Here is a 20,482-nt window from a genome sequence, read left to right on the forward strand (position 1 = left end):
AGTACGGTTTTCAGCACCGAGAAGGTTGGATGAAGCTAGGGCATGAGGAGCGGAGCGTACGTAGTTGGTACGTGAGCACCTAAGATGTTTCCGTAGGAAACATGACTTCGTAAGCATCAGCTTAGGCCCGGCTGAATTCAAGACTCGATGTCGAATAAGATCGCAAGAAAACCAACCTTTGAGTCGCGGTCGCTCATCCATGAATGGCCTCGTTAGAGGTTTTCTTATCAAAAGCGGACTTTTTGAACTACCTATAATTTACGTTAAGGAGAGTGTCCTTTCGTGTCAGAAGCATATAAAAAAGCCGGGTGGACATCGCGGCTGGTAATGAAGCGGTAGAGCGGATGAAGAAGCACGTTAAACGGACGTTTCGTCCGGAAGTTATGACCGACCTTGGCGGGTTCGGCGCTTTATTCGGTTTGAACAAGGATAAATATGAGGAGCCAGTGCTTGTATCGGGAACAGATGGCGTGGGAACGAAGCTGAAGATTGCCTTTGCGATGGACAAGCATGACACGATTGGTATCGATGCAGTGGCGATGTGTGTGAACGACATCGTTGTTCAAGGCGCTGAGCCGTTGTTCTTTCTCGATTATCTGGCTTGCGATAAAGTGATTCCGGGCAAGATCGAAGCGATCGTTGCCGGAATTGCCGAGGGATGTCACGAATCCGGCTGTGCGCTGATTGGCGGAGAAACTGCCGAGATGCCGGGGATGTACGCAGAAGGTGAATATGATATTGCTGGTTTTACGGTAGGTGTCGTGGATAAGAGCAAGATTGTCAACGGGAGCACAATTACCTCTGGTGATGTTGTGATCGGCCTTGCTTCTAGCGGCGTTCATAGTAATGGCTTCTCGCTAGTGCGCAAGCTGCTGTTGGAAGATGGCGGTTACGGCCTGCAGGATGAAGTAGCAGAGCTGGGCGGTGCGAAGCTGGGCGATGTGCTGCTGACGCCAACGAAGCTATATGTGAAGCCCGTGCTCCGTTTGCTGGAGCTGGTTCAGGTGAAGGGCATGGCTCATATTACCGGCGGCGGCTTTATCGAAAATATTCCGCGCGTATTACCGGAAGGGGTTAATGTAGAAGTGGATTACGGCTCCTGGCCGATTCTACCGATCTTCTCCTTGCTTCAGAAGCAAGGAAATGTCAGCAACCGCGATATGTTCACAACCTTTAATATGGGGATCGGCCTAGTGATTGTTGTTGCCGAAGATCAAGCAGAGGCTGCCCTTGATGCATTGCGCAATGCAGGAGAGAATCCTTATACAATCGGACGAGTTACCGAAGGAAATCGGGAAGTGACATTTAAAGGAGCCCAAGTCTGATGAGTTCACCTTTCCGGATTGCCGTATTTGCTTCAGGTCAAGGCAGCAACTTCCAGACGCTGGTAGAGGCGATACAGAACGGGAGTGTTGACGCTGAGATCGTGCTGCTAGTCAGCGATAAGGCGAAGGCACCGGTCGTCGAACGAGCCCATAAGGCTGGTGTAGACAGCTATGTGTTTGATCCAAAAGCTTATGCGAAGCGCGAAGAATATGAGCTGGAAATTGCCGCTGAATTGGAGCGGAGACAGATCGATTTGGTGGTTCTTGCTGGATATATGCGTCTACTGACGCCAGTACTGGTCGATCGGTATGCAGGGAGAATGATTAATATTCATCCATCGCTGTTGCCGTCTTTTCCAGGTAAGGATGCAATCGGACAGGCTTGGAATTATGGAGTCAAAATAACTGGCATTACCGTCCATCTTGTAGATGGAGGCATGGATACGGGTGCTGTCATCGCTCAGAAAGCGGTTGAGATCAGGGATGGTGACAATCTGGAATCTCTAGAAGAGAAGATTCATGCGGCTGAAAAAGAACTGTATCCGGTGGTCGTCTCATGGTTCGCCAAAGGGCTGGTTCATGTCGAAGGTCGTAAAGTTTCGGTTTTACAGAACTAGTTATTGTCATACATTCAGGAGTTTAATTTTTATAGGTGACAGGACAAGATGTTCTTTCTAATGCAATTTCGATATTTCCCGAGAAATATCGTGTTCATATTCGTCATTTAAGAGGAGGAAGCAATTCGTGGGTATCAAAAGAGCGTTGGTAAGTGTGTCGGATAAGACAGGTATCGTAGATTTTTGCCGGGAGCTGTCTCAGCTCGGCGTAGAGATTATTTCGACAGGAGGAACGAAGAGCCTGTTGTCGAAGGAAGGGGTTCCGGTCATCGGCATTTCCGATGTAACGGGGTTCCCAGAAATCCTGGACGGCCGCGTGAAGACGCTGCATCCGACCGTTCATAGCGGTCTACTGGCTATTCGTGACAGTGCTGAGCATCAGGCGCAAATGAAAGAGCTTGGTCTTGATTATATCGACCTGGTCGTTGTCAATCTGTATCCGTTCCAAGAGACAATAGCTAAGCCGGATGTCGCTTATGAGGAAGCGATCGAGAATATCGATATCGGTGGTCCAACGATGCTTCGCTCGGCGGCCAAGAACCATGCCTTCGTCAGCGTTGTTGTTGATGCGAACGATTATAGCCAAGTGCTGGATGAGATTCGTGATGGTGGAGACACAACGCTTGAAACCCGTAAACAGCTCGCGGCAAAAGTGTTCCGTCATACCGCAGCCTATGATGCTCTTATTTCCGACTATTTGTCCAACAAGCTGGGAGATCCGCTTCCGGAACGTCTTACCGTTACCTATGAGAAGATTCAGGACCTTCGTTATGGCGAAAATCCACATCAAAAAGCCGCTTTCTACAGCAAGCCACTGGCTGCTGTCGATTCTTTAACGAATGCGGAACAACTGCATGGTAAGGAATTGTCCTATAACAATATCAATGACGCCAATGCGGCGCTGCAAATCGTGAAAGAATTTACGGAACCGGCTGTCGTAGCGGTGAAGCATATGAATCCTTGCGGCGTAGGGATCGGCGAGAGCATCTATGAAGCTTATCGCAAGGCTTATGATGCCGACCCGGTTTCCATCTTTGGCGGTATTGTGGCCGCAAATCGCATTATCGATGAAGATACAGCTAATTTGCTCAAGGATATTTTCCTGGAGATCGTACTTGCACCAGGGTTCACAGATGAGGCGCTGGCATTGCTGACACAGAAGAAGAATATTCGCCTTTTGAAGATCAGTGGTCTGGAACTGGCAGCGGATCGGAAGAGCCAATATGTGGTTACTTCCATCGACGGCGGTATGATCGTGCAAGAGAGCGATATTCACTCCTTGACTGAGGCTGACTTGCAGGTTGTTACGGATCGTAAACCGACTGAAGAAGAACTGAAGCAACTACTGTTTGGCTGGAAGGTTGTTAAGCATGTTAAATCCAATGCGATTGTTCTAGCAAAGGATGACATGACGGTTGGCGTTGGTGCTGGACAGATGAACCGCGTAGGCTCGGCTAGAATTGCTATCGAGCAAGCTGGTGAGAAGGCGAAGGGCAGCGCACTTGCTTCCGATGCATTCTTCCCAATGGGAGACACGCTGGAGGAAGCAGCCAAAGCCGGAATTACGGCGGTTATTCAACCTGGTGGCTCGATTCGCGATGAGGAGTCGATTAAGGTGGCCAATGAGTACGGAATCGCAATGGTATTTACCGGAGTGAGACATTTTAAACACTAAGAGGCCTGAAGACGGCAGACCGCTGCGGCGGCCTGTCGTTTTTTTCACTGTTGAGGTTTTTATTATACGTTTAAATAAGAGGAGGAATCTGAATGGATATTCTAGTGATCGGAGCAGGCGGTCGTGAGCATGCGATTTGCTGGGCGCTGGCCAAGAGTCCGAAGGCGGACAAGATCTACTGTGCTCCAGGGAACGCAGGGATCGGACAAATTGCTGAGCTTGTGCCGATTCAGGTAGGAGAGTTTGAACGCCTGGTTTCTTTTGCTGAAGAGAAGAAGGTCGGTCTTGTTGTAGTAGGGCCGGATGACCCGTTGGCCGACGGAATTGTGGATGCTTTCGAAGCGAAGCAAATTCCTGTATTTGGCCCGCGCAAGAATGCGGCCCATATCGAAGGCAGCAAGACCTTCATGAAGGATTTGCTCCATAAATACAACATCCCTACCGCAGCCTACGAGAAATTCGACAACTATGAAGCGGCCTTGAGTTATTTGCACAGTCAGCCTGTGCCGATCGTCATCAAGGCGGACGGTTTGGCGGCAGGTAAAGGGGTAACCGTAGCTTTTACACGCGAGGAAGCGGAGGATGCCTTGCAGAGTATTATGGTCGACAGGGTGTTCGGCGAATCAGGCAGCCAAGTCGTCATTGAAGAATTCCTGGCCGGCCAGGAAATGTCGATTCTCGCTTTTGTCGACGGTGAAGTTGTGCGCCCTATGGCGGCTGCGCAGGATCATAAACAGGTCTATGACAATGATAAAGGGCCGAATACCGGCGGGATGGGCACGTATTCTCCATTGCCGCATATCGCGGATCGTATCATTGAGGAAGCGGTTGAGACGATCATTAAGCCTACTGCCAAGGCGATGGTAGCGGAAGGACGTCCGTTCCGCGGTGTATTGTTCGCAGGCCTAATGATCACACCGGATGGCAAGCCGAAGACGATTGAATTCAACGCGCGGTTCGGCGATCCCGAGACTCAGGTCGTTCTGCCTCGCTTGAAGAGCGATTTGCTGGAAATTTTCCTAGCTGCGGTGAATGGTACTTTGGATCAAGTGGAAATTGAATGGAGCGATGCGGCCGCAGTCTGTGTCGTGCTGGCTTCCGGCGGCTATCCTGCTTCCTATCCGAAGGGTCTGCCGATCCATGGTCTGCAGGAAGCTGAGCAGGTGCAATCCCTAGTCTTCCATGCCGGAACGGCAAAGAACACCGAAGGGGAATGGGTCACGAATGGTGGCCGCGTGCTTGGAGTTGTCGGATTAGGCAAGGATATTGCCGAAGCCCGTGATAAGGCTTATGACGCAGCCAACCAGATTACATTTGAAGGTAAGCAGAATCGTAGTGATATTGCTATGAAGGCATTACGATAATAGAATTGAACTATAGCCCGAAAGACAAACACTTAATTAACAGTGTCCTCTTTCGGGCTTTTTTGTATTTAAAATTTTAATAACATTTATACATTATCCCTAACCCCGTGCTACAATCATTTACAAATGAGTTGGTATTTTTTGGGTGCTAGTCCTATCTTAGCATGCATAACTAATTTGCAAAATACATGGGAGTTGGTGATGTATTGAAAAATGCTTGGCTTATATCATTTATCCGTTTTCCTCTGCTAATCATCATTTTGTTGATTTTCTTTGTATTGTTTCAATTATGCGGATTGAAGTTTCACTTTCCTTTCCTGCTTGAGTTATCAACTCTCTACTTTACTGTAGTCAATGTGATCTGCTTTTATCTGCTCAACCGTATTTTAAAAAAAGAAGGACGTTCCATTAAAGAATTAATCGATTTTCGTTCAGACCGTATAGGTAAGGATATCGTGTTCGGTTTCTTGTGGCTATTAGTTCTATATATTCCGTTCATCATTGTTATTATGGGGACTATGTTTGTCATGTATGGAACAGGTTTATTCAATCATTTTCAAACCGTGTTTGTTGGGGATGAGAATAACTTTGCCTTTGCAAGACCTGGGTGGTTAATATGGTTAACAGCGAGTATTTCTTTAGCTTTCCCCTTTTTAAATGCGCCGATTGAAGAACTAATGTACAGGGGATATGCACAACCATCCTTTATTCAAACATATAAAAAGGTTTGGCTTGGAATAACGATTCCATCCATCGGTTTTGCCTTACAGCACATTATGCTGGCAGGCAGTTTTCAAGGAGCTATTGTATATGCTGTCGCTTTCTTTGTATGGGGAATTGGCGGCGGGATCATCTTCTATAGACAAAAAAGATTATTTCCTCTGATTGTATGTCATTTCATAGTTAATATAGCGTTCAGTATGATTCCTATCATGTTTCTAGCTATGGGGGCATAATTACAGATCTGATATATAATACATCTGCTGACTGGTTTCCATTCCTCGATTGGAGCCTGGCTTTTAATTTTATTGGAATACGGTAATGAAAATAGGAGGAGTGTACATGAAGAGATTGAAAGTGGGCATTCTGCTGTTTGACGATGTAGAGGTGCTTGATTTTGCCGGGCCGTTTGAGGTGTTTGCAGTGACGACGGCAAAGAAGGCTGATGGAGAGTTATACAGTCCTTTTGAAGTAACGACGATTACAGAGGATGGTCAGATGATTACGGCCCGTAACGGGTTGAAGGTACAGCCAGATTACAGTTTTGAATCAGCGCCTGCCTATGATTTGTTGGTCATTCCAGGGGGCATGGGTACGAGAGAACTGGTGAACAATAGAGTGGTTATTGATTGGATCGCCACATGTTCTGGGGAAGTTCAGTGGATGACCTCGGTTTGCACCGGCGCCTTCTTACTAGCGGAAGCAGGCTTACTTAAGGGCAAACGTGCTACGACGCACTGGGCAAGCATTGAAAGAATGCGCGATACTTACCCTACGGTTTTAGTAGAGAAAGACGTCAAATTTGTCGACGAAGACCGGATTGTAACCTCGGCAGGAATATCGGCTGGGATTAATATGGCATTTCATATGGTAAATCGTCTGCTCGGTAAAGAGGTAGCAAAAGAAACGGCGCGGAGAATGGAGTACGATATTGATCTGGATCCCCAGTAATGCCGTGATATATTCTCAGAAACGGATTTCGCTTCTGGTAGGGATAATTCTTGAGTCTTTGACAAATGTTAAAGCAGAAAGTTCTACATTATTCCAACATTGTCGGGAGGCGACCTAACGGATGAGTAAAGAGAGGAAGGACATGCTTCCGGTATCGCGTGAGCAGGTGGAAGTTGAGGGTGTCTATACAGATGAACTTGGCCGCGCGGAGTATCTGCACAAAGGGGAGGAATTCCCCGCTGATCTGGTACATGGAACGATGGAATGGAAGCTAACTGAACTGGCCCAGATCAAGCATGCTGAAGGGCGGACAGATCCGGACAAAGATACAGAGCAAGGTACAGAGCAAGATTAGTTCAAAGGGTAAATGTATCGAACGTCCCGGGGGAATTTCTCGGAAGGGCGTTCGATTTGTTTTTACCAAGGATGGTGAATTCAGCGCGGATGTTCCGTATAATGGATAATTGAGGAGAGGTATTTATCGGGAGGACAAGCGATGAGCGTTACGACAGGAATTCATCATATTACAGCTATTGTGGGGGATGTTCAGGAGAGCGTAGATTTTTATGCCGGTGTTCTTGGTCTAAGACTCGTGAAAAGAACGGTTCATTATGAAGCACCGGATCTATATCATCTATATTTCGGCAATGAGAATGGAGACCCGGGAACGATTATGGCTTTCTACCCGTTGGGGAGTGGTCATCAGGGAATTCTTGGCGGTGGTCAGGTTGGGGTCATCGTGCTCGCGGTTCCGCCAGGAAGTATGTTCTTTTGGCGGCAGAGGTTGAAGGACTTCGGAATTACATATATGGATCTGTTTCGTTTTGATGAGGAATATGTCCGGTTCGCCGATCCGTCCGGCCTGTTGATCGATCTGGTTGAGCGTAGTGAAGGGCCGTTCAGTCTCTGGCAATATGGCGGTATCCCCGAAGGATACGCGATTAAGGGACTAGCAGGTGCGTTATTGTTCAGCTGCAATAGCGCGAAGACAGCTGAGGTACTTCAGGAGATTCTGGGCTTGGATTACATCGGCGAGGAAGAAGGACTGCTGCGTTTCAAGGCGGACGACAGCCTCGGCAATATTATCGATTTGAATGCAGAGAACTTACAAAGGGGCTGCAGCGGTGCTGGGACCGTTCACCATATGGCTTGGAGGACGAAAGATAAAGAGGAGCAGATGAAGTACCATGAGCTGCTCGAAGTGAGCGGTATGGAACCAACGCCGGTCATCGACCGCCAATATTATAAATTCCTATATTTTCGTGAGCCAGGAGGAATACTGTTCCAGGTAGCCACGGACGGGCCGGGATTTGATTATGACGAGGCCCCTGAGTCTCTAGGCAAAGAACTTATGCTGCCGGATATGTATGAGGATGAGCGAGAGAGGATTGAGAAGCGCCTCAAGCCGTTCCAGGTCAGAACTGTAAAACCAGCGGGGAAATAGTGCTTGCTCGATAAGCCGTTCGGGTGTAACTTTATAAAAACGATCGTAGTAAAGTGAGGAGAAGAGGATGAGCCATACGGAACGGCAAGCAGTTGGGATGGAGGATATCGTACGCGCTAACCATGTTCTGAAAGAAGTTGTAAAACGTACACCGCTGCAATTGGATGCGGCGCTGTCTGCCAAATATGAGTGTAATGTCTACTTGAAACGTGAGGACTTGCAGATTGTTCGCTCCTTTAAAATTCGCGGTGCCTACAATATGATCCGTAGTCTGAGCCAGGAAGAGCTGGACAGAGGGATCGTATGTGCCAGTGCAGGCAATCATGCGCAGGGGGTTGCTTTCTCATGTAATGCGCTGGGAATCCAGGGCAAAATATATATGCCGAGCACTACGCCGAATCAGAAAGTTAAACAAGTAAAGCGCTTTGGTGGTTCTGCGGTAGAGATTATACTAACCGGAGATACTTTTGATGATGCGTTTGATGAAGCGATGAAGGCATGTAAGGAAGGCGGAATGACGTTTATTCATCCTTTTGATGACCCGAAAATCGTGGCAGGCAACGGAACCATTGGAATGGAAATCATGGAGAGTCTTGATGCACCAGCGGATTATATCTTTGCCACAATCGGTGGCGGAGGCTTGATCTCTGGAGTGAGCACGTATATCAAGACCGTCAGTCCGGAGACGAAGGTGATCGGTGTGGAACCTGCCGGGGCCGCATCGATGACAGAAGCGTTGAGGCAGCATCAGGTTGTAACTCTGGAGGCGATTGATAAGTTCGTCGACGGCGCCGCCGTGAAGCGAGTCGGGGAGCTGAACTACGCGATTTGCGCGGAGCTTCTTGATGATATTGTTAAGGTTCACGAAGGAAAGTCTTGTTCAACGATTCTTGAGCTATACAATGACAGTGCAATCGTGGTGGAACCGGCTGGGGCTTTGCCAGTGTCGGCACTGGATATGTACCGTGACCAGATCCACGGGAAGACGGTTGTCTGCATCATTAGCGGCGGCAACAATGACATCGACAGGATGCAAGAGATGAAGGAACGTTCGCTCATTTATGAAGGCTTGAAGCATTACTTCCTGATCAATTTCCCACAGCGCGCCGGAGCGCTGCGTGAGTTCCTAGAGGATGTGCTTGGACCAAATGACGATATCGCCCGGTTCGAATATACGAAGAAGCATAACAAGGAGAACGGCCCGGCATTGGTTGGAATTGAGCTAAGCGACCAGGCGGATTATGGAGCGTTGATCGATCGGATGAAGTCGAAGAATATCGCCTATACTGAGCTGAATCGTGATTTGAATTTGTTTAACTTATTGATCTGAGTAGGTCGACGTAATTTCTACTGTCCTATCATGAACATAAATAACATGTATAATCGTGATTTAAATTTAAGCAGTCCATAGCATCCCATGCTATGGACTGCTCTTTTTTTTAGTGAATTTCAAGAATAGGCTTTACAATATCTCATTACTAGTGTACTATTCAACTATAACACTAATACGATTAAGGAGTGGCCGTGATGAACAAGGCTGAAAAACACGTTGTAACCAGTTCTGATAAAGGATCAGGTCAGGTTGTACTCCAGGTTAATGGAGTGACGAAGCAAATTGGACGCAAGAGAATTGTTGATAAGCTATCTTTTGACATACATCAAGGTGAAATTGTTGGGTTGCTCGGACCTAACGGAGCAGGGAAGACGACAACGATCCGCATGATCGTCGGATTAATCGGAATGACTGAAGGGGATGTGCTGATTAAGGGCGAGAGCATCAAGCATCATTTTGCCAGAGCGATTTCTGAAGTCGGTGGTATCATCGAAAATCCGGAGTTTTATCCTTATATGACAGGTTACGATAATTTGAAGCAGTATCAGCGTATGGCCAAGGGAATAACGGAGGAGAGAATCGCTGAGGTTGTGAAATTGGTTGGACTTCAGGATGCCATGAAGAAGAGGGTGAAGGCTTACTCGCTCGGGATGCGTCAACGCCTCGGCATTGCCCAGGCCCTTCTGCATAACCCATCGATTCTGATTCTGGATGAGCCGACAAACGGGCTTGACCCTGCCGGGATTCGGGAGATGCGTGATTATCTCAAGACGATTGCCCGAGAGGAAGGAATTGCGATTCTGGTCTCTAGCCATCTGTTATCGGAAATGGAACTCATGTGTAGCCGGGTGGTCGTCATTCAGGAAGGCAAGCTTGTTACCGTTAGATCATTAGGTGGTTCATCTGCTACGGAGGAAGAGGGACAGGTTCAAGTTATCCTTCGTGTAAATGACGTAGAGCAGGCAAAGCTAAGACTTGTACGCATGGAAGAAATACGTATTGTTGGTATCGATACCGAACGGAGTCAGGTTACAGTTACGGTCCGTGACAGTTATATCCCAAGGGTAATAGATGCTCTACGCAACGAAGGAATCGCGCTTTATCGGATCGAGGAAATCAAAGAGTCGCTGGAAGATGAGTTCTTGAAATGGACAGGAGGAGATTTAAGTGCTTAGTTTTGGCAAATTAGTTACTAATGAATGGTTGAAGTTATCTAAAAGACGCAGCTTCTTTATTCCTTATTTGGTCATTGCGGCATTTATCATTGGTATAGCTTATTTTATTGCCAAGACGGGATCAGGCGGGGATGTAACAAATCAGACTTTCATCAAGATGATGATGGCCAAAAACGGACTGGGCAGCTCATTGCTTTTCTTATTATTATAGGAACGGCGGGAGTTGTATCTAAGGAATATAGTCTAGGAACGATCAAGCTGTTACTGATTCGTGCACAAAGCCGTAGCAAGATTCTATTGTCCAAATATATCACCGTTCTTTTATATGCTGTATCCATCATGGTCTTTACATTTCTTGTATCACTGGTGACAGGAAGTATTGCATTTGAAGCCGGTGCTTAGGGTACTGGCTGGAACGAAGTCATACAGTCGTTTCTTTATACTCTTGCTTTTGCTTGGATTTATGCGACAATTACGTTCATGATCGGTGTACTCACCCGTTCTACAGGAATTACGGTCGGGCAACAATGTCTATGATCATGCTGGAAAGCCTGATTGTATTCGTACTGGCTAAATATTCTTTCACTAAGTATCTGATTTTTGCCAATGTCGATTTATCGCAGTATGCAGAAGGTGGCTCACCACTGCCAGGAATGACGATGACCTTCTCTCTAATTGTTATAGCGGTATATATTGCATTGTTTCTTATTGCAAGCTTTGTTACGTTTAAAAAACGGGATGTCGCATAAGCATTATCGTGGCCTTATGGACATAGTGGTAGAAAGGAGCTGACGGAATCGTGACCATTGAATTTGATAACAATCTACCGATCTATCTGCAGATCATGAATTATATCAAGAAAGAGATCGTAACTGGGAAGTTGAATGCCGGGGATAAAATTCCTTCGGTTCGTGAGCTTGCGGCCGAGCTGCAAATCAATCCGAATACGGTACAACGAACATTTCAGGAACTGGAGCGTGAGGAAGTCGTGGAGACAAGACGCGGGCTGGGAAGATATGTGACAAGTGAGGAAGCGAAAATCATGACCATTAAAAAAGAAATGGCAGGGGACCTGCTGGATCATTTCATTAGCGGAATGCAGGAGCTAGGTTTCACCAATAAGGATATTGCAAGTATTGTTGCGGAAGCAGTAGAGATAAAGAATGAATAGTGAAAGGAGAGAGGACATGGATAATCTGCTTCAGTTCCAGAATGTAACTAAATCATATGGTTCGAGAAAAGCTCTGCATGATGTATCCTTCCGCATTGGTCCTGGTAAAATCATTGGCCTGCTCGGTACGAACGGAAGTGGTAAGAGCACATTGATGAAGATAACTGCTGGCCTACTGCCAGTGTACTCCGGAAGCGTAACAGTGGCTGGCCAGCCGCTTGATCTGAATACGAAGTCGATCGTCTCATTCATGCCGGATCGCCCTTTGACGGAATCATGGATGAGGGTTAGGGATGCTATATCATTCTATAGCGATTTCTATCCAGACTTCGATATGGCAAAAGCGTTGCAAATGCTAGATTTCATGAATTTAAATCCACAGGACCGGATCAGTTCTCTATCTAAAGGGATGAATGAACGGTTGCAATTAACTCTTGCTCTGTCCAGAAATGCCAAGATCTATTTGCTCGATGAGCCGATTGGTGGAGTGGATCCGGTAGCTAGAACGAAGATTCTTGATGCCATTGTCGAGTTCTATAGCGAAGATAGCAGCTTGATTATATCGACGCATCTTGTGAAGGATATTGAACGGATTTTTGATGAAGTAATCTTTATCAAGAACGGGGAACTAGTGTTGCAAGAGGAAGTCGAAGAGCTGCGACTCAAGTATGGCAAAAGTGTGGATGATATGTTCAAGGAGGTGTTCGCCGAATGATGAGGTTGCTTAAGTACGATTGGAAAAAGAATTCGACGATGCTTCTTAGTACAGCAGTAATACTGATTCTAGCTGAAGCGGGATTAACGCTGGCTGGCTATACCCGAGGATGGAATGAGGGAATCACCTTTGGACTTACGATTATGCTGTATGTCTTCGCTTGTATGATGGCAGTCATCATGACTTATAGAACCTTCTTTAGCAATGCCAAGTCTTATAGCCGAAGACTACTTCCTGTTCGTACGGTATGGAGTGTTCTTTCCCCAATGGTTCTGGGATTGTTAGTACTGATCGGTATTGGGATTCTCATTTGTATCCATCTTGGAGTCTTCAGTCTGATCTTTGGGGTTCCTGATTTTAAGGGGATTTCTACGGAAGCAATCCCCAACTCCTGAAGGTAACAGCCATATTTATATTCCAGATTTTCTGGGCCTATCTTTTCTCCTATATGGCTATAGCTCTATCCATAGCGATCGCACTAATGTTCCAACGAGGAAGAGTATGGATCGGGATTCTGAGCTTCATCATTATACAGAATGTAATCAGCTGGATTATTTCTAGTCTTTTCAAAGCGAACTTCGGAGGTATTCCATTCCTCAACGTCAAACTTCAATCTAATATGATGATGGGCGGAGAGGTGGTCTTTCCAGATGACATTATGCTTATTAGATGGGGAGAAACCTTACTTGAAGCAGTCTTTGTAGTTCTGATGCTGTATGCAACAGTTCTGCTGTTGAACCGTAGGGTAGAGGCTTAACAACAATTCATAAGGACCTATTATTAAAAGAAATAATGTCCCCTCTCATAGGGTCTCAAATGTGCCTGCTGGCCAATATAGAGACTCCGTGAGAGGTTTTTTTTATTATAGGTTGGAACTCATAAGTTACGGATTGACAACAAAATGCTACTGATGTAAATTGTAACCATAAACACGCGTTCACTAATTTGGTGGGGAACTGCAAACTGGTAGAATTCTTCGAGCTTCAATTCTCGGGTCTTATAAGCCAATTCCTTGAATCAATTATTGAAATGTATGAACACGTGTTAAGTAGGAGGGCTTTATTTGAAAAAGTCGGATATCAATAGCATTGAAATTGCTAAAATTGCCGGCGTATCACGAAGTACGGTCAGCCGAGTGATCAACAATTACCCGAATGTACCGAAGGCGACGCGTGATAAAGTGATGCAAGTTATCGAGCAGTATAAGTACTCACCAAACTTTTCGGCTCGGATCATGTCTGGCATGAAGACCCAAACTATCGGCCTGTTCATGATTTCGCCTGAAGAGGTGTTCCATGATTCGTTAACGACCTCGTTAATTACCGGACTAATTGAAAGCGCATCCAATCAGGGGTATTACGTGTTAACGCATATCATCAGAAATACCAAGGACCAGGACATTGTTCGCAAAGTAAAGGAGACGTTCTACCAGCAGCGGATTGACGGTGGAATATTCATCGGTGCGGCCAATCATGAGACACTGATTGAAGAGCTGATTGCTGAAGGTTATTTTGTTGGTATTATTGATCAGAATATAGAAGGCCGTTATGAATCGAACAGGGTAGTCTGCAATTTTGGCAATGTACAAGGAATGAAGCAGGGAGTCGATTATCTGGCTGGATTGAACCATCGTAAAATAGCCTTTATTACAGGCGATCCTCTGCGCTGCTCCGGTCCGGAGAAGCTTGAAGGCTTCAAGAATGCGATGGTTTCGCATGGACTCGAAGTGGATTCACGCTGGATTATCCCGTCTGACTTCACTGAGAAGGGCGGCTACAGCTCGGTTAGACAATGGCTCAAAACTGTCTATGAGCTACCGACGGCGATATTCGCTTGCAATGACAGCGTCGCCTTCGGTGCACTGGCTGCTTTGAAGGAAGCGGATCTGATCGTACCGGATCAGATTTCTTTGATCGGGTTCGATGATCATGCGCTTAGCTCCCGGATTCAGCCAGGCATTAACGTCCATCCATGTAGATTTTACGGAAATGGTACATACATTGATCAGCAACATTATCGAAGCGATTGAGCGAGAACCCAAAGGTTTCAAGAAATATGTCGGCACTACCGAACTGGTAATCAGGGATTCCTGTCGAGCCATCTGACCCTGACCCGGTGATAAATCATACAGATCATTTAATAAAAGGAGACAATGATTATGGAAAAAAGTTTACTCGGAACAACGCTTGTTACTCAGATTGGCATTATCGTTCGTGATATTGAGAAGGTAGCCCAGAGCTATGCGGCTTTCTTCGGAATTGAGCCGCCGAAATGGTCCTGGACAGATACCGTTGATGTAGCGCAGACGGAGTATAAAGGGGATTCCTCCCGGCCCGGCGAAATTGGCGTTCATTGATTGTGGACAACTGCAGATCGAACTTATTGAACCTGATCAGCAGCCTTCGACCTGGCGGGAGTTCCTTGATGAGCATGGCGAAGGGGTGCATCATATCGCATTCTTCGTGAAGGGGATGAAGGAGAAGATCGGCATCATGGAGGCTCATCAGATGCCGCTAATTCAAAAGGGTGAATATACCGGCGGGCGCTATGCATATATGGATTCTTTTGCTGAACTGAAGGTACTGGTTGAATTGCTGGAGAACGACAACTGAATGAATTATAAGTTCCTTCAATTCCGAAGCAGGACTGATTGTTAAGAGGAGGGAGTAGAAACATGAAGATATTGTTGACAGGTGCAGCCCAAGGCTTAGGGCTGGCAACGGCCAGCGAAGCGCTTGAGCGTGGCCTTCAGGTGATTGCGACCGTCCGAGATATGAAGCGCAGCGGACATGTGCAGGAACTAAGTGATAAGTACCCGCAGCAGCTTGATATTGTACAGATCGATGTGAATGATGAACACGAAATTAGTGAAGCAAAGCTTCAGATCGAACAGAAGCACGGCCATATCGATGCTCTCATTAACAATGCGGGAATACTGATCGCTCGTGATCAGAAGCTGGAGCAGCTCAACTTCGAGGATGTAGAGCTAACGATGCAGACCAATCTATATGGACCGATGAAGGTGGCTAAGCATTTCCTGCCTCTCTTGCGTAAGAGCAGTCAGCCGTGCATTATAAATATCAGTTCCGAGGCGGGCAGCTTCTCAGCGGCGTATGGAGCGGATTATCCGTATGCGTTGTCGAAGAGTGGATTGAACTTCTTCACAGCACAGCTGCGGAAGGAACTCGTGCCGCAGGGCTTCGTCGTGTACAGTGTCCATCCAGGCTGGATCAAGACGCAGATGGGCGGAGACCAGGCGCCTGGTCATCCGCAGGATACAGCGGTTGGACTTATGAACCTTGTAGAGCGTAAAGTACAGCCAGAGCAGGAGAGCTGGATGATTAATCATAAAGGTGAGGCTATGCCTTATTAATGTTACTCGACCTAGAAGCAGATCGGAGATGGTAAGAGATGAAGCATGTACTAGCAATAGTCGGAGATTTCTATCATGATGCTGAACTGGCAAAGGAGTCGTTCGACCGGGTGGTTGAGCCGTTCATTAAGGATGGTCGGCTGCAGGTAGTCTATACGAGTGTGGAGCAGATTGAGCAGAATCTGGTTAATTCATTGGCCTCATTGCCTGATTTGGTTGTTCTGTTCGCCGAGGATCGGATTGATCCGCAGGCTGCGCAGGTTAAGCAGTGGATGACCGCAGAGGCAGCGGAGGCCATCGAAAGCTATGTAGCTGGAGGCGGAGCTTGGCTGGCCTGGCATTCTGGGCTTGCCTCATACCCTGAGGACGGAGCTTATGTGAGAATGCTTGGGGGTCACTTCTTATCCCATCCGGCGGAGCATAGCAGAGTAACTTATACACCGTTACCGGGTACAGAGCTGGGAGAACTCGGTGGGGCGTTCGCTTTCATGGATGAGCATTACTTCGTTGCTTGCGATGAGGCGAATACGACTATATTTATGCGCTCGTCTTCTACAGACGGTGAGAGCACGGCGGGCTGGTACCATATGTATGGCTCAGGCCGAGTTGGCTGTCTGACGCCAGCCCATCTGTCTGAGGGATTGCTGATGCCACAGTTTATTGAGGTTATGAGAAGTTTGGTTGCCTGGTGCACTAATATGATATTGTAGAATACTAAATTCGGTGGAGGATACATATGAGATACGAGATAATTCCAGGTACAGAACTTGAGGCGGCGCGGATTTGCTTCGGAACGGCCGGAGTTGGAGCTTCAGTGAGTGAGGCCGATGCCTTTACTCTCCTTGACGCTTATTGCGAGCGGGGCGGAAATTTCATTGACACGGCCAGTGTATACTCGGATTGGGAGAGCGATGTGAAGAGCGTCACTGAAAAGACGCTTGGTAAATGGTTGAAGAGCCGAGGTAAGCGCGATTCTATCTTACTGGCGACTAAAGGGGACACCCTCATCGGGATAACATGTCCAAAGGTAGATTAACCCGAGAGGAGATCGCCGTTGATCTAGATAACAGCTTGCTTAATTTGGGGACGGATGTAATTGATCTGTATTGGCTCCATCGTGATGATATCACGAGGCCCGTGGAAGAGATCATCGATATGCTGGATGAACATGTACAGGCTGGTCGTATTCGCTATTTCGCCTGTTCGAACTGGACGGTGGAACGAATTGAAGCGGCACGGCAGTATGCAGTCTCCACGGGTAAGCCTGTATTTGTCGCGAATCAGATGCAATGGAGTCTTGCTGAGGTGAACTCGGAAGGCGTTGCCGATCCGACAACGGTCCAGATGGATGGAAGGATGCTTGATTATCATATATCGACAGGACTTACTGCCATCCCGTATACATCACAAGCTCAGGGATTTTTTAGCGGGAAATACCGCCCTGAAGAACGTACCAAGGCAAGCGTCGTCGATATGTTCTACAATGACGTCAATTTCGGACGTCTACGTCGTGTTCAGGAACTGGCTCAGCAGCTCAGCTGTTCTGGTACGGAGGTGGCACTTGCTTATTTGACTTCTCAGTCGTTCCCGACTTTCCCGATCATTGGCTGCCGCACACTACAGCAGCTTGATGAGAGTGTCAGGGCTGGTGATCTTCAGCTTGATGCTCAAACAGTGGGTTATTTGCGCGATGGCAGGTAGTTACAGAGAATGAGAAGAGGCCGATTCAGGCTCTTCTGCGATTTATCCCTATTGCAGATTCACTATCTCAAGCTTCTGATCCTGCAAGTATTTAATAATTCTAGGCAGGGCATCTAGCGTTGCCTTCGTTTCATGCATCAGAATGATGGATCCGTTTGGTTTAGATTTTTGTATGGATTGATAGATTTTATCTGCGTTTCTGCTCTTCCAATCGAGCGTATCGATATCCCATAGCACCATTTTTTGATTCGTATCATTTATGAAATTGACGATAGCTTTATTCTTGGCTCCATAGGGTGGGCGAAGAGAACGACAGGTTCTCCAGTCAATTTTTCAATAAGTTCATTAGGATGCGTGATTTCATACTTCTGCTTTGCCTTGGATTGCTTGGTCAGTTCCAGATGGTGCATACTATGACTACCGATGGAGTAGCCGTGATTCTTCACATACTGAACCGATTTGGGATGCTTCTCAACATTTTCTCCGATAAAGAAGAAGGTTCCTCCGACTTGATACTCCTTCAATACATCGGCAATCTTCTCCGTATATTTGGAAGGGCCGTCGTCAAAGGTAAGGGCGACAGTACCTTTAGGAATGTTGAAGTTGACTGTCTCGCTCAGTTCCACTGACTGCACATGTAGCTCGCTGACAGGTTTCGCAGCAACGCTAACGGGTTTGGTTGTCTCCTCCTCCGCCACTGCTTTGAATTGAGGATTCACGGCGGTTATTGTTCCAGTCTCTGAGTTTGAGGCTAATTCCACAATGCTGTCGGCCGTCTTGGTCATGCTTCCGATCGGACTAATACCATCATCCTTGCCGCTAGCCATCTTATAAGAGAAGGCGGGGACAGTTGATCCGACCAGGATTAAGATGATGATGCTCATCAAGGCAGTGGCCGACCAAATGAGTCTACGGTTGAGTCGACGATATGAACGCGCGTTCTCAACGTTGGAAGAATCAGGATTTTCCGTCGCTTCGAGCAAGGAAGTCAGGAACTTTAACTCATCTAAGGATTCACAATTTCTGATCATTTGTAATTCATGTACATATTGCTCGGAACAGGTGAAATAGACCCGCTCGCTTTGCTCGCAATATGTTCTCGTAAGATAGCTAACATAGTACTTTTTTGCAGAATCCCATTCGCTGTAAAAGGACAAGCGATATTTATAAACGATATCTGGCTCGAGTTCTTGTTCGACAATAGCCTTCAAATGATCGGCTGTAATGTCGTCTATCTTCCAGAGGACCTCGGTACCTTGTTCTTGTTCAGATGATATTTTGATAGTGATATAAGATTGGTTCGCTTGGCTGCATACGGATTGCAATTCAAGTACTTTTCCTAGATAGACTGACACGGGCATAGTAAACTCCTTTCTCTAGTGTGACTAGAGAGCAGGTGGCAATTTATTCGCTAATAGTGGTCTTGGAAGAGAAGGAGAAGCTCATTCGTTCTGTGAAATCATTGATGGTCTTCATCAATTCATCCTTCTCGGCCTTGATCTTGGTACATTGCGCATCTAACTTCTGATTCTCAACTTCTAGCTCTCTAATTCTTTCTTCCAGCTCTCTTATGTTCATCATGTTCTGATATTGAATATTTGCTGACTCTTCTTTCAGCAGATTATACTTATTAATCTCTTTTTCTAGCTGATTGGATATCTTCTCAAAATCATGGTTCGAGGTGCTTTGATACTCTTTATAATCCTCAAGTAGTTGATCGTAGCTCATCTGTTTATTGGTAAGACTGGCCTCGAACGCACGAATCTCTTTATTCTTGTCTTGAACGAGTTGCTCTTTCTTAACTAAATCGTACTTCAGGCGACTGATCGTCTCGTTGGCCGCATTCAGCTGTGTCTCAAAATCATCGTTCTTGTAAATGAGCAACTGTCGTTCATTCAGCATATTCTCCAGAGACAGCACCAGATCGAAAGCAGCTTTGTCGAGATTTTCTTTCGACAATATGTATTTCTTACCGGAATTCTCGGCGGGAGTGGAAATCTCCTTATTGCTGGTTACGATCTCCACCAGTTCTATTGGTTCGTCCTTCCCCTCATGGTTCGCTTGAACGGGTTCATTTTGAGTAGATAGGACGCCTTTCAACCAACCCATCGATTTATTTCTAGCATCTTTAGCCATAGCTTCGTCTCCTATATTTGAAATAGTAATAGAAATCCATCAACCCAAAATGTGAAAAACATTACTAAAGTAGCAATTATGTATAGCAAGATCCATCATATCAAAATCAGTCTATTCACATTGTATAATTATGTAGGATAATGTCAATATAATGCTATTGTACTAGTCCTTACATCCTATTATTTAGGGCTAAAAAACTGAAAGTGTACTAATAATGTCCTACTAAATACTTGATTCATCGAGACTGATAGAATCGGAGCGCAATTTGCCATGATAGACGAACTGTGTCAGTATAGTACAATAGTTGTTATATGCTTATAGTAGCTGGGTTACATGGACAACTGACAATGATGAATGGAGGACATGAAGCTATGCCTTTTCCAAATTGCCCGAAATGTAATTCTGAGTACACGTATGAGGATAGAGACTTGCTCGTCTGCCCGGAATGCAGTCATGAGTGGTCTGCTGATACGATTGATGCAGAGAATGAAGATGCTAGAGTCGTGAAGGATGCTAACGGCAATGTTCTGAGCGATGGCGATTCTATTACTGTGATCAAGGATTTGAAAGTGAAGGGAACCTCGTCGGTTATCAAAATCGGCACGAAGGTAAAAAATATTCGCCTGATCGAAGGCGATCATGATATCGATTGTAAAATTGACGGCTTCGGGGCGATGAAATTGAAGTCGGAGTTTGTTAAGAAGATATAGTTCATAAGCAAGAAAAAATACAGTCCGCGTCTCCAAGGAGAACGGGCTGTATTTTTTGTTAATAACGGTATA

The 20,482-nt window shown here is 46.3% G+C and carries 25 protein-coding genes and 2 pseudogenes; 24 read left to right on the plus strand and 3 right to left on the minus strand.

The features are described from left to right. Positions 1 to 282 precede the first annotated feature (282 nt). The 23 genes and pseudogenes from purM to RE628_RS04290 all read left to right on the plus strand — a co-directional run bounded on the left by purM (position 283) and on the right by RE628_RS04290 (position 17,564). Positions 283 to 1,325, plus strand: a pseudogene (purM, locus tag RE628_RS04180) (phosphoribosylformylglycinamidine cyclo-ligase). Continuing rightward, the gene (gene purN / locus RE628_RS04185; protein WP_309157549.1) at positions 1,325 to 1,942 is read left to right on the plus strand and encodes a phosphoribosylglycinamide formyltransferase; all 618 of its coding nucleotides are present in this window, start codon (positions 1,325 to 1,327) and stop codon (positions 1,940 to 1,942) included. Before purM ends, purN begins: the two are co-directional and overlap by 1 nt. A gap of 127 nt (positions 1,943 to 2,069) precedes the next feature. After that, on the plus strand, positions 2,070 to 3,617 hold the full coding sequence (gene purH / locus RE628_RS04190; RefSeq protein WP_309157550.1) for a bifunctional phosphoribosylaminoimidazolecarboxamide formyltransferase/IMP cyclohydrolase: 1,548 nt from the start codon (positions 2,070 to 2,072) through the stop codon (positions 3,615 to 3,617). Positions 3,618 to 3,709: 92 nt separating this feature from the next. After that, entirely contained in the window at positions 3,710 to 4,981 is a 1,272-nt protein-coding gene (gene purD / locus RE628_RS04195) for a phosphoribosylamine--glycine ligase (protein WP_309157551.1), read from the plus strand. 188 nt (positions 4,982 to 5,169) lie between these two features. Beyond that, a complete protein-coding gene (locus tag RE628_RS04200; protein ID WP_309157552.1) occupies positions 5,170 to 5,937 on the plus strand; it encodes a CPBP family intramembrane glutamic endopeptidase in 768 nt (255 codons plus the stop codon). Between the two features lie 106 nt (positions 5,938 to 6,043). After that, positions 6,044 to 6,652 (plus strand): DJ-1/PfpI family protein, encoded by a 609-nt coding sequence (locus tag RE628_RS04205; protein ID WP_309157553.1) that lies wholly within the window; start codon positions 6,044 to 6,046, stop codon positions 6,650 to 6,652. A gap of 121 nt (positions 6,653 to 6,773) precedes the next feature. After that, positions 6,774 to 7,007, plus strand: a complete 234-nt coding sequence (locus tag RE628_RS04210; protein WP_309157554.1) for a hypothetical protein — start codon at positions 6,774 to 6,776, stop codon at positions 7,005 to 7,007. Between the two features lie 141 nt (positions 7,008 to 7,148). Beyond that, on the plus strand, positions 7,149 to 8,096 hold the full coding sequence (locus RE628_RS04215; RefSeq protein ID WP_309157555.1) for a VOC family protein: 948 nt from the start codon (positions 7,149 to 7,151) through the stop codon (positions 8,094 to 8,096). 67 nt (positions 8,097 to 8,163) lie between these two features. Continuing rightward, a complete protein-coding gene (ilvA, locus tag RE628_RS04220; protein WP_309157556.1) occupies positions 8,164 to 9,426 on the plus strand; it encodes a threonine ammonia-lyase IlvA in 1,263 nt (420 codons plus the stop codon). 197 nt (positions 9,427 to 9,623) lie between these two features. Next, the gene (locus RE628_RS04225; protein ID WP_309157557.1) at positions 9,624 to 10,604 is read left to right on the plus strand and encodes an ABC transporter ATP-binding protein; all 981 of its coding nucleotides are present in this window, start codon (positions 9,624 to 9,626) and stop codon (positions 10,602 to 10,604) included. Further along, on the plus strand, positions 10,597 to 10,815 hold the full coding sequence (locus tag RE628_RS04230; protein WP_309157559.1) for a hypothetical protein: 219 nt from the start codon (positions 10,597 to 10,599) through the stop codon (positions 10,813 to 10,815). The genes RE628_RS04225 and RE628_RS04230 overlap by 8 nt, the downstream gene beginning before the upstream one ends. After that, the gene (locus RE628_RS04235) at positions 10,812 to 11,006 is read left to right on the plus strand and encodes a DUF2705 family protein (RefSeq protein WP_309159362.1); all 195 of its coding nucleotides are present in this window, start codon (positions 10,812 to 10,814) and stop codon (positions 11,004 to 11,006) included. The genes RE628_RS04230 and RE628_RS04235 overlap by 4 nt, the downstream gene beginning before the upstream one ends. A gap of 137 nt (positions 11,007 to 11,143) precedes the next feature. After that, the gene (locus RE628_RS04240; protein ID WP_309157560.1) at positions 11,144 to 11,353 is read left to right on the plus strand and encodes a DUF2705 family protein; all 210 of its coding nucleotides are present in this window, start codon (positions 11,144 to 11,146) and stop codon (positions 11,351 to 11,353) included. Between the two features lie 50 nt (positions 11,354 to 11,403). Continuing rightward, the gene (locus RE628_RS04245; protein WP_309157561.1) at positions 11,404 to 11,775 is read left to right on the plus strand and encodes a GntR family transcriptional regulator; all 372 of its coding nucleotides are present in this window, start codon (positions 11,404 to 11,406) and stop codon (positions 11,773 to 11,775) included. Positions 11,776 to 11,791: 16 nt separating this feature from the next. Continuing rightward, entirely contained in the window at positions 11,792 to 12,490 is a 699-nt protein-coding gene (locus RE628_RS04250; RefSeq protein ID WP_309157562.1) for an ABC transporter ATP-binding protein, read from the plus strand. Further along, positions 12,487 to 12,885 carry a hypothetical protein gene (locus tag RE628_RS04255; protein WP_309157563.1) on the plus strand — a complete coding sequence of 133 codons (399 nt, stop codon included), beginning with the start codon at positions 12,487 to 12,489 and terminating at the stop codon, positions 12,883 to 12,885. The genes RE628_RS04250 and RE628_RS04255 overlap by 4 nt, the downstream gene beginning before the upstream one ends. A gap of 53 nt (positions 12,886 to 12,938) precedes the next feature. Further along, positions 12,939 to 13,247 (plus strand): hypothetical protein, encoded by a 309-nt coding sequence (locus RE628_RS04260; protein WP_309157564.1) that lies wholly within the window; start codon positions 12,939 to 12,941, stop codon positions 13,245 to 13,247. A 306-nt stretch (positions 13,248 to 13,553) separates the two neighbouring features. Then, positions 13,554 to 14,519, plus strand: coding sequence for a LacI family DNA-binding transcriptional regulator (locus RE628_RS04265; RefSeq protein WP_309157565.1), 966 nt, complete (start codon positions 13,554 to 13,556; stop codon positions 14,517 to 14,519). Positions 14,520 to 14,648: 129 nt separating this feature from the next. Further along, a pseudogene (locus RE628_RS04270) lies at positions 14,649 to 15,102 on the plus strand (VOC family protein). Positions 15,103 to 15,164: 62 nt separating this feature from the next. Continuing rightward, positions 15,165 to 15,863 (plus strand): SDR family oxidoreductase, encoded by a 699-nt coding sequence (locus RE628_RS04275; protein WP_309157566.1) that lies wholly within the window; start codon positions 15,165 to 15,167, stop codon positions 15,861 to 15,863. 38 nt (positions 15,864 to 15,901) lie between these two features. Further along, positions 15,902 to 16,573 (plus strand): ThuA domain-containing protein, encoded by a 672-nt coding sequence (locus RE628_RS04280; protein WP_309157567.1) that lies wholly within the window; start codon positions 15,902 to 15,904, stop codon positions 16,571 to 16,573. A 26-nt stretch (positions 16,574 to 16,599) separates the two neighbouring features. Then, the gene (locus RE628_RS04285; protein WP_309157568.1) at positions 16,600 to 16,899 is read left to right on the plus strand and encodes an aldo/keto reductase; all 300 of its coding nucleotides are present in this window, start codon (positions 16,600 to 16,602) and stop codon (positions 16,897 to 16,899) included. Continuing rightward, positions 16,881 to 17,564, plus strand: coding sequence for an aldo/keto reductase (locus RE628_RS04290; protein ID WP_309157569.1), 684 nt, complete (start codon positions 16,881 to 16,883; stop codon positions 17,562 to 17,564). Before RE628_RS04285 ends, RE628_RS04290 begins: the two co-directional genes overlap by 19 nt. 48 nt (positions 17,565 to 17,612) lie before the next feature. On the opposite strand, the gene RE628_RS04295 is transcribed toward RE628_RS04290, so the two are convergent. Genes RE628_RS04295 through RE628_RS04305 form a run of 3 tightly spaced genes read right to left on the minus strand, consistent with a single transcriptional unit; the run spans position 17,613 to position 19,700 of the window. Continuing rightward, on the minus strand, positions 17,613 to 17,804 hold the full coding sequence (locus RE628_RS04295; RefSeq protein ID WP_309157570.1) for a polysaccharide deacetylase family protein: 192 nt from the start codon (positions 17,802 to 17,804) through the stop codon (positions 17,613 to 17,615). A gap of 17 nt (positions 17,805 to 17,821) precedes the next feature. Further along, positions 17,822 to 18,919 carry a polysaccharide deacetylase family protein gene (locus RE628_RS04300; RefSeq protein ID WP_309157571.1) on the minus strand — a complete coding sequence of 366 codons (1,098 nt, stop codon included), beginning with the start codon at positions 18,917 to 18,919 and terminating at the stop codon, positions 17,822 to 17,824. Positions 18,920 to 18,968: 49 nt separating this feature from the next. Beyond that, positions 18,969 to 19,700 carry a hypothetical protein gene (locus RE628_RS04305; RefSeq protein ID WP_309157572.1) on the minus strand — a complete coding sequence of 244 codons (732 nt, stop codon included), beginning with the start codon at positions 19,698 to 19,700 and terminating at the stop codon, positions 18,969 to 18,971. A 371-nt stretch (positions 19,701 to 20,071) separates the two neighbouring features. Between RE628_RS04305 and RE628_RS04310 the strand changes: the two genes are divergently transcribed. Next, positions 20,072 to 20,410 (plus strand): zinc ribbon domain-containing protein YjdM, encoded by a 339-nt coding sequence (locus tag RE628_RS04310; RefSeq protein ID WP_309157573.1) that lies wholly within the window; start codon positions 20,072 to 20,074, stop codon positions 20,408 to 20,410. The last annotated feature ends 72 nt before the right edge of the window (positions 20,411 to 20,482 follow it).

Origin of the sequence: Paenibacillus sp. D2_2 (genome assembly GCF_031199965.1) — a bacterium.
Classification (GTDB): domain Bacteria; phylum Bacillota; class Bacilli; order Paenibacillales; family Paenibacillaceae; genus Fontibacillus.

Coding starts and splice junctions, on each gene's coding strand:
- purN (WP_309157549.1), top strand. CDS start 1,325: ATGAGTTCACCTTTCCGGATTGCCGTATTTGCTTCAGGTCAAGGCAGC.
- purD (WP_309157551.1), top strand. CDS start 3,710: ATGGATATTCTAGTGATCGGAGCAGGCGGTCGTGAGCATGCGATTTGC.
- RE628_RS04200 (WP_309157552.1), top strand. CDS start 5,170: ATGGGAGTTGGTGATGTATTGAAAAATGCTTGGCTTATATCATTTATC.
- RE628_RS04205 (WP_309157553.1), top strand. CDS start 6,044: ATGAAGAGATTGAAAGTGGGCATTCTGCTGTTTGACGATGTAGAGGTG.
- RE628_RS04210 (WP_309157554.1), top strand. CDS start 6,774: ATGAGTAAAGAGAGGAAGGACATGCTTCCGGTATCGCGTGAGCAGGTG.
- RE628_RS04215 (WP_309157555.1), top strand. CDS start 7,149: ATGAGCGTTACGACAGGAATTCATCATATTACAGCTATTGTGGGGGAT.
- ilvA (WP_309157556.1), top strand. CDS start 8,164: ATGAGCCATACGGAACGGCAAGCAGTTGGGATGGAGGATATCGTACGC.
- RE628_RS04225 (WP_309157557.1), top strand. CDS start 9,624: ATGAACAAGGCTGAAAAACACGTTGTAACCAGTTCTGATAAAGGATCA.
- RE628_RS04240 (WP_309157560.1), top strand. CDS start 11,144: ATGCTGGAAAGCCTGATTGTATTCGTACTGGCTAAATATTCTTTCACT.
- RE628_RS04250 (WP_309157562.1), top strand. CDS start 11,792: ATGGATAATCTGCTTCAGTTCCAGAATGTAACTAAATCATATGGTTCG.
- RE628_RS04255 (WP_309157563.1), top strand. CDS start 12,487: ATGATGAGGTTGCTTAAGTACGATTGGAAAAAGAATTCGACGATGCTT.
- RE628_RS04260 (WP_309157564.1), top strand. CDS start 12,939: ATGGCTATAGCTCTATCCATAGCGATCGCACTAATGTTCCAACGAGGA.
- RE628_RS04275 (WP_309157566.1), top strand. CDS start 15,165: ATGAAGATATTGTTGACAGGTGCAGCCCAAGGCTTAGGGCTGGCAACG.
- RE628_RS04280 (WP_309157567.1), top strand. CDS start 15,902: ATGAAGCATGTACTAGCAATAGTCGGAGATTTCTATCATGATGCTGAA.
- RE628_RS04285 (WP_309157568.1), top strand. CDS start 16,600: ATGAGATACGAGATAATTCCAGGTACAGAACTTGAGGCGGCGCGGATT.
- RE628_RS04290 (WP_309157569.1), top strand. CDS start 16,881: ATGTCCAAAGGTAGATTAACCCGAGAGGAGATCGCCGTTGATCTAGAT.
- RE628_RS04295 (WP_309157570.1), bottom strand. CDS start 17,804: ATGGTGCTATGGGATATCGATACGCTCGATTGGAAGAGCAGAAACGCA.
- RE628_RS04305 (WP_309157572.1), bottom strand. CDS start 19,700: ATGGCTAAAGATGCTAGAAATAAATCGATGGGTTGGTTGAAAGGCGTC.
- RE628_RS04310 (WP_309157573.1), top strand. CDS start 20,072: ATGCCTTTTCCAAATTGCCCGAAATGTAATTCTGAGTACACGTATGAG.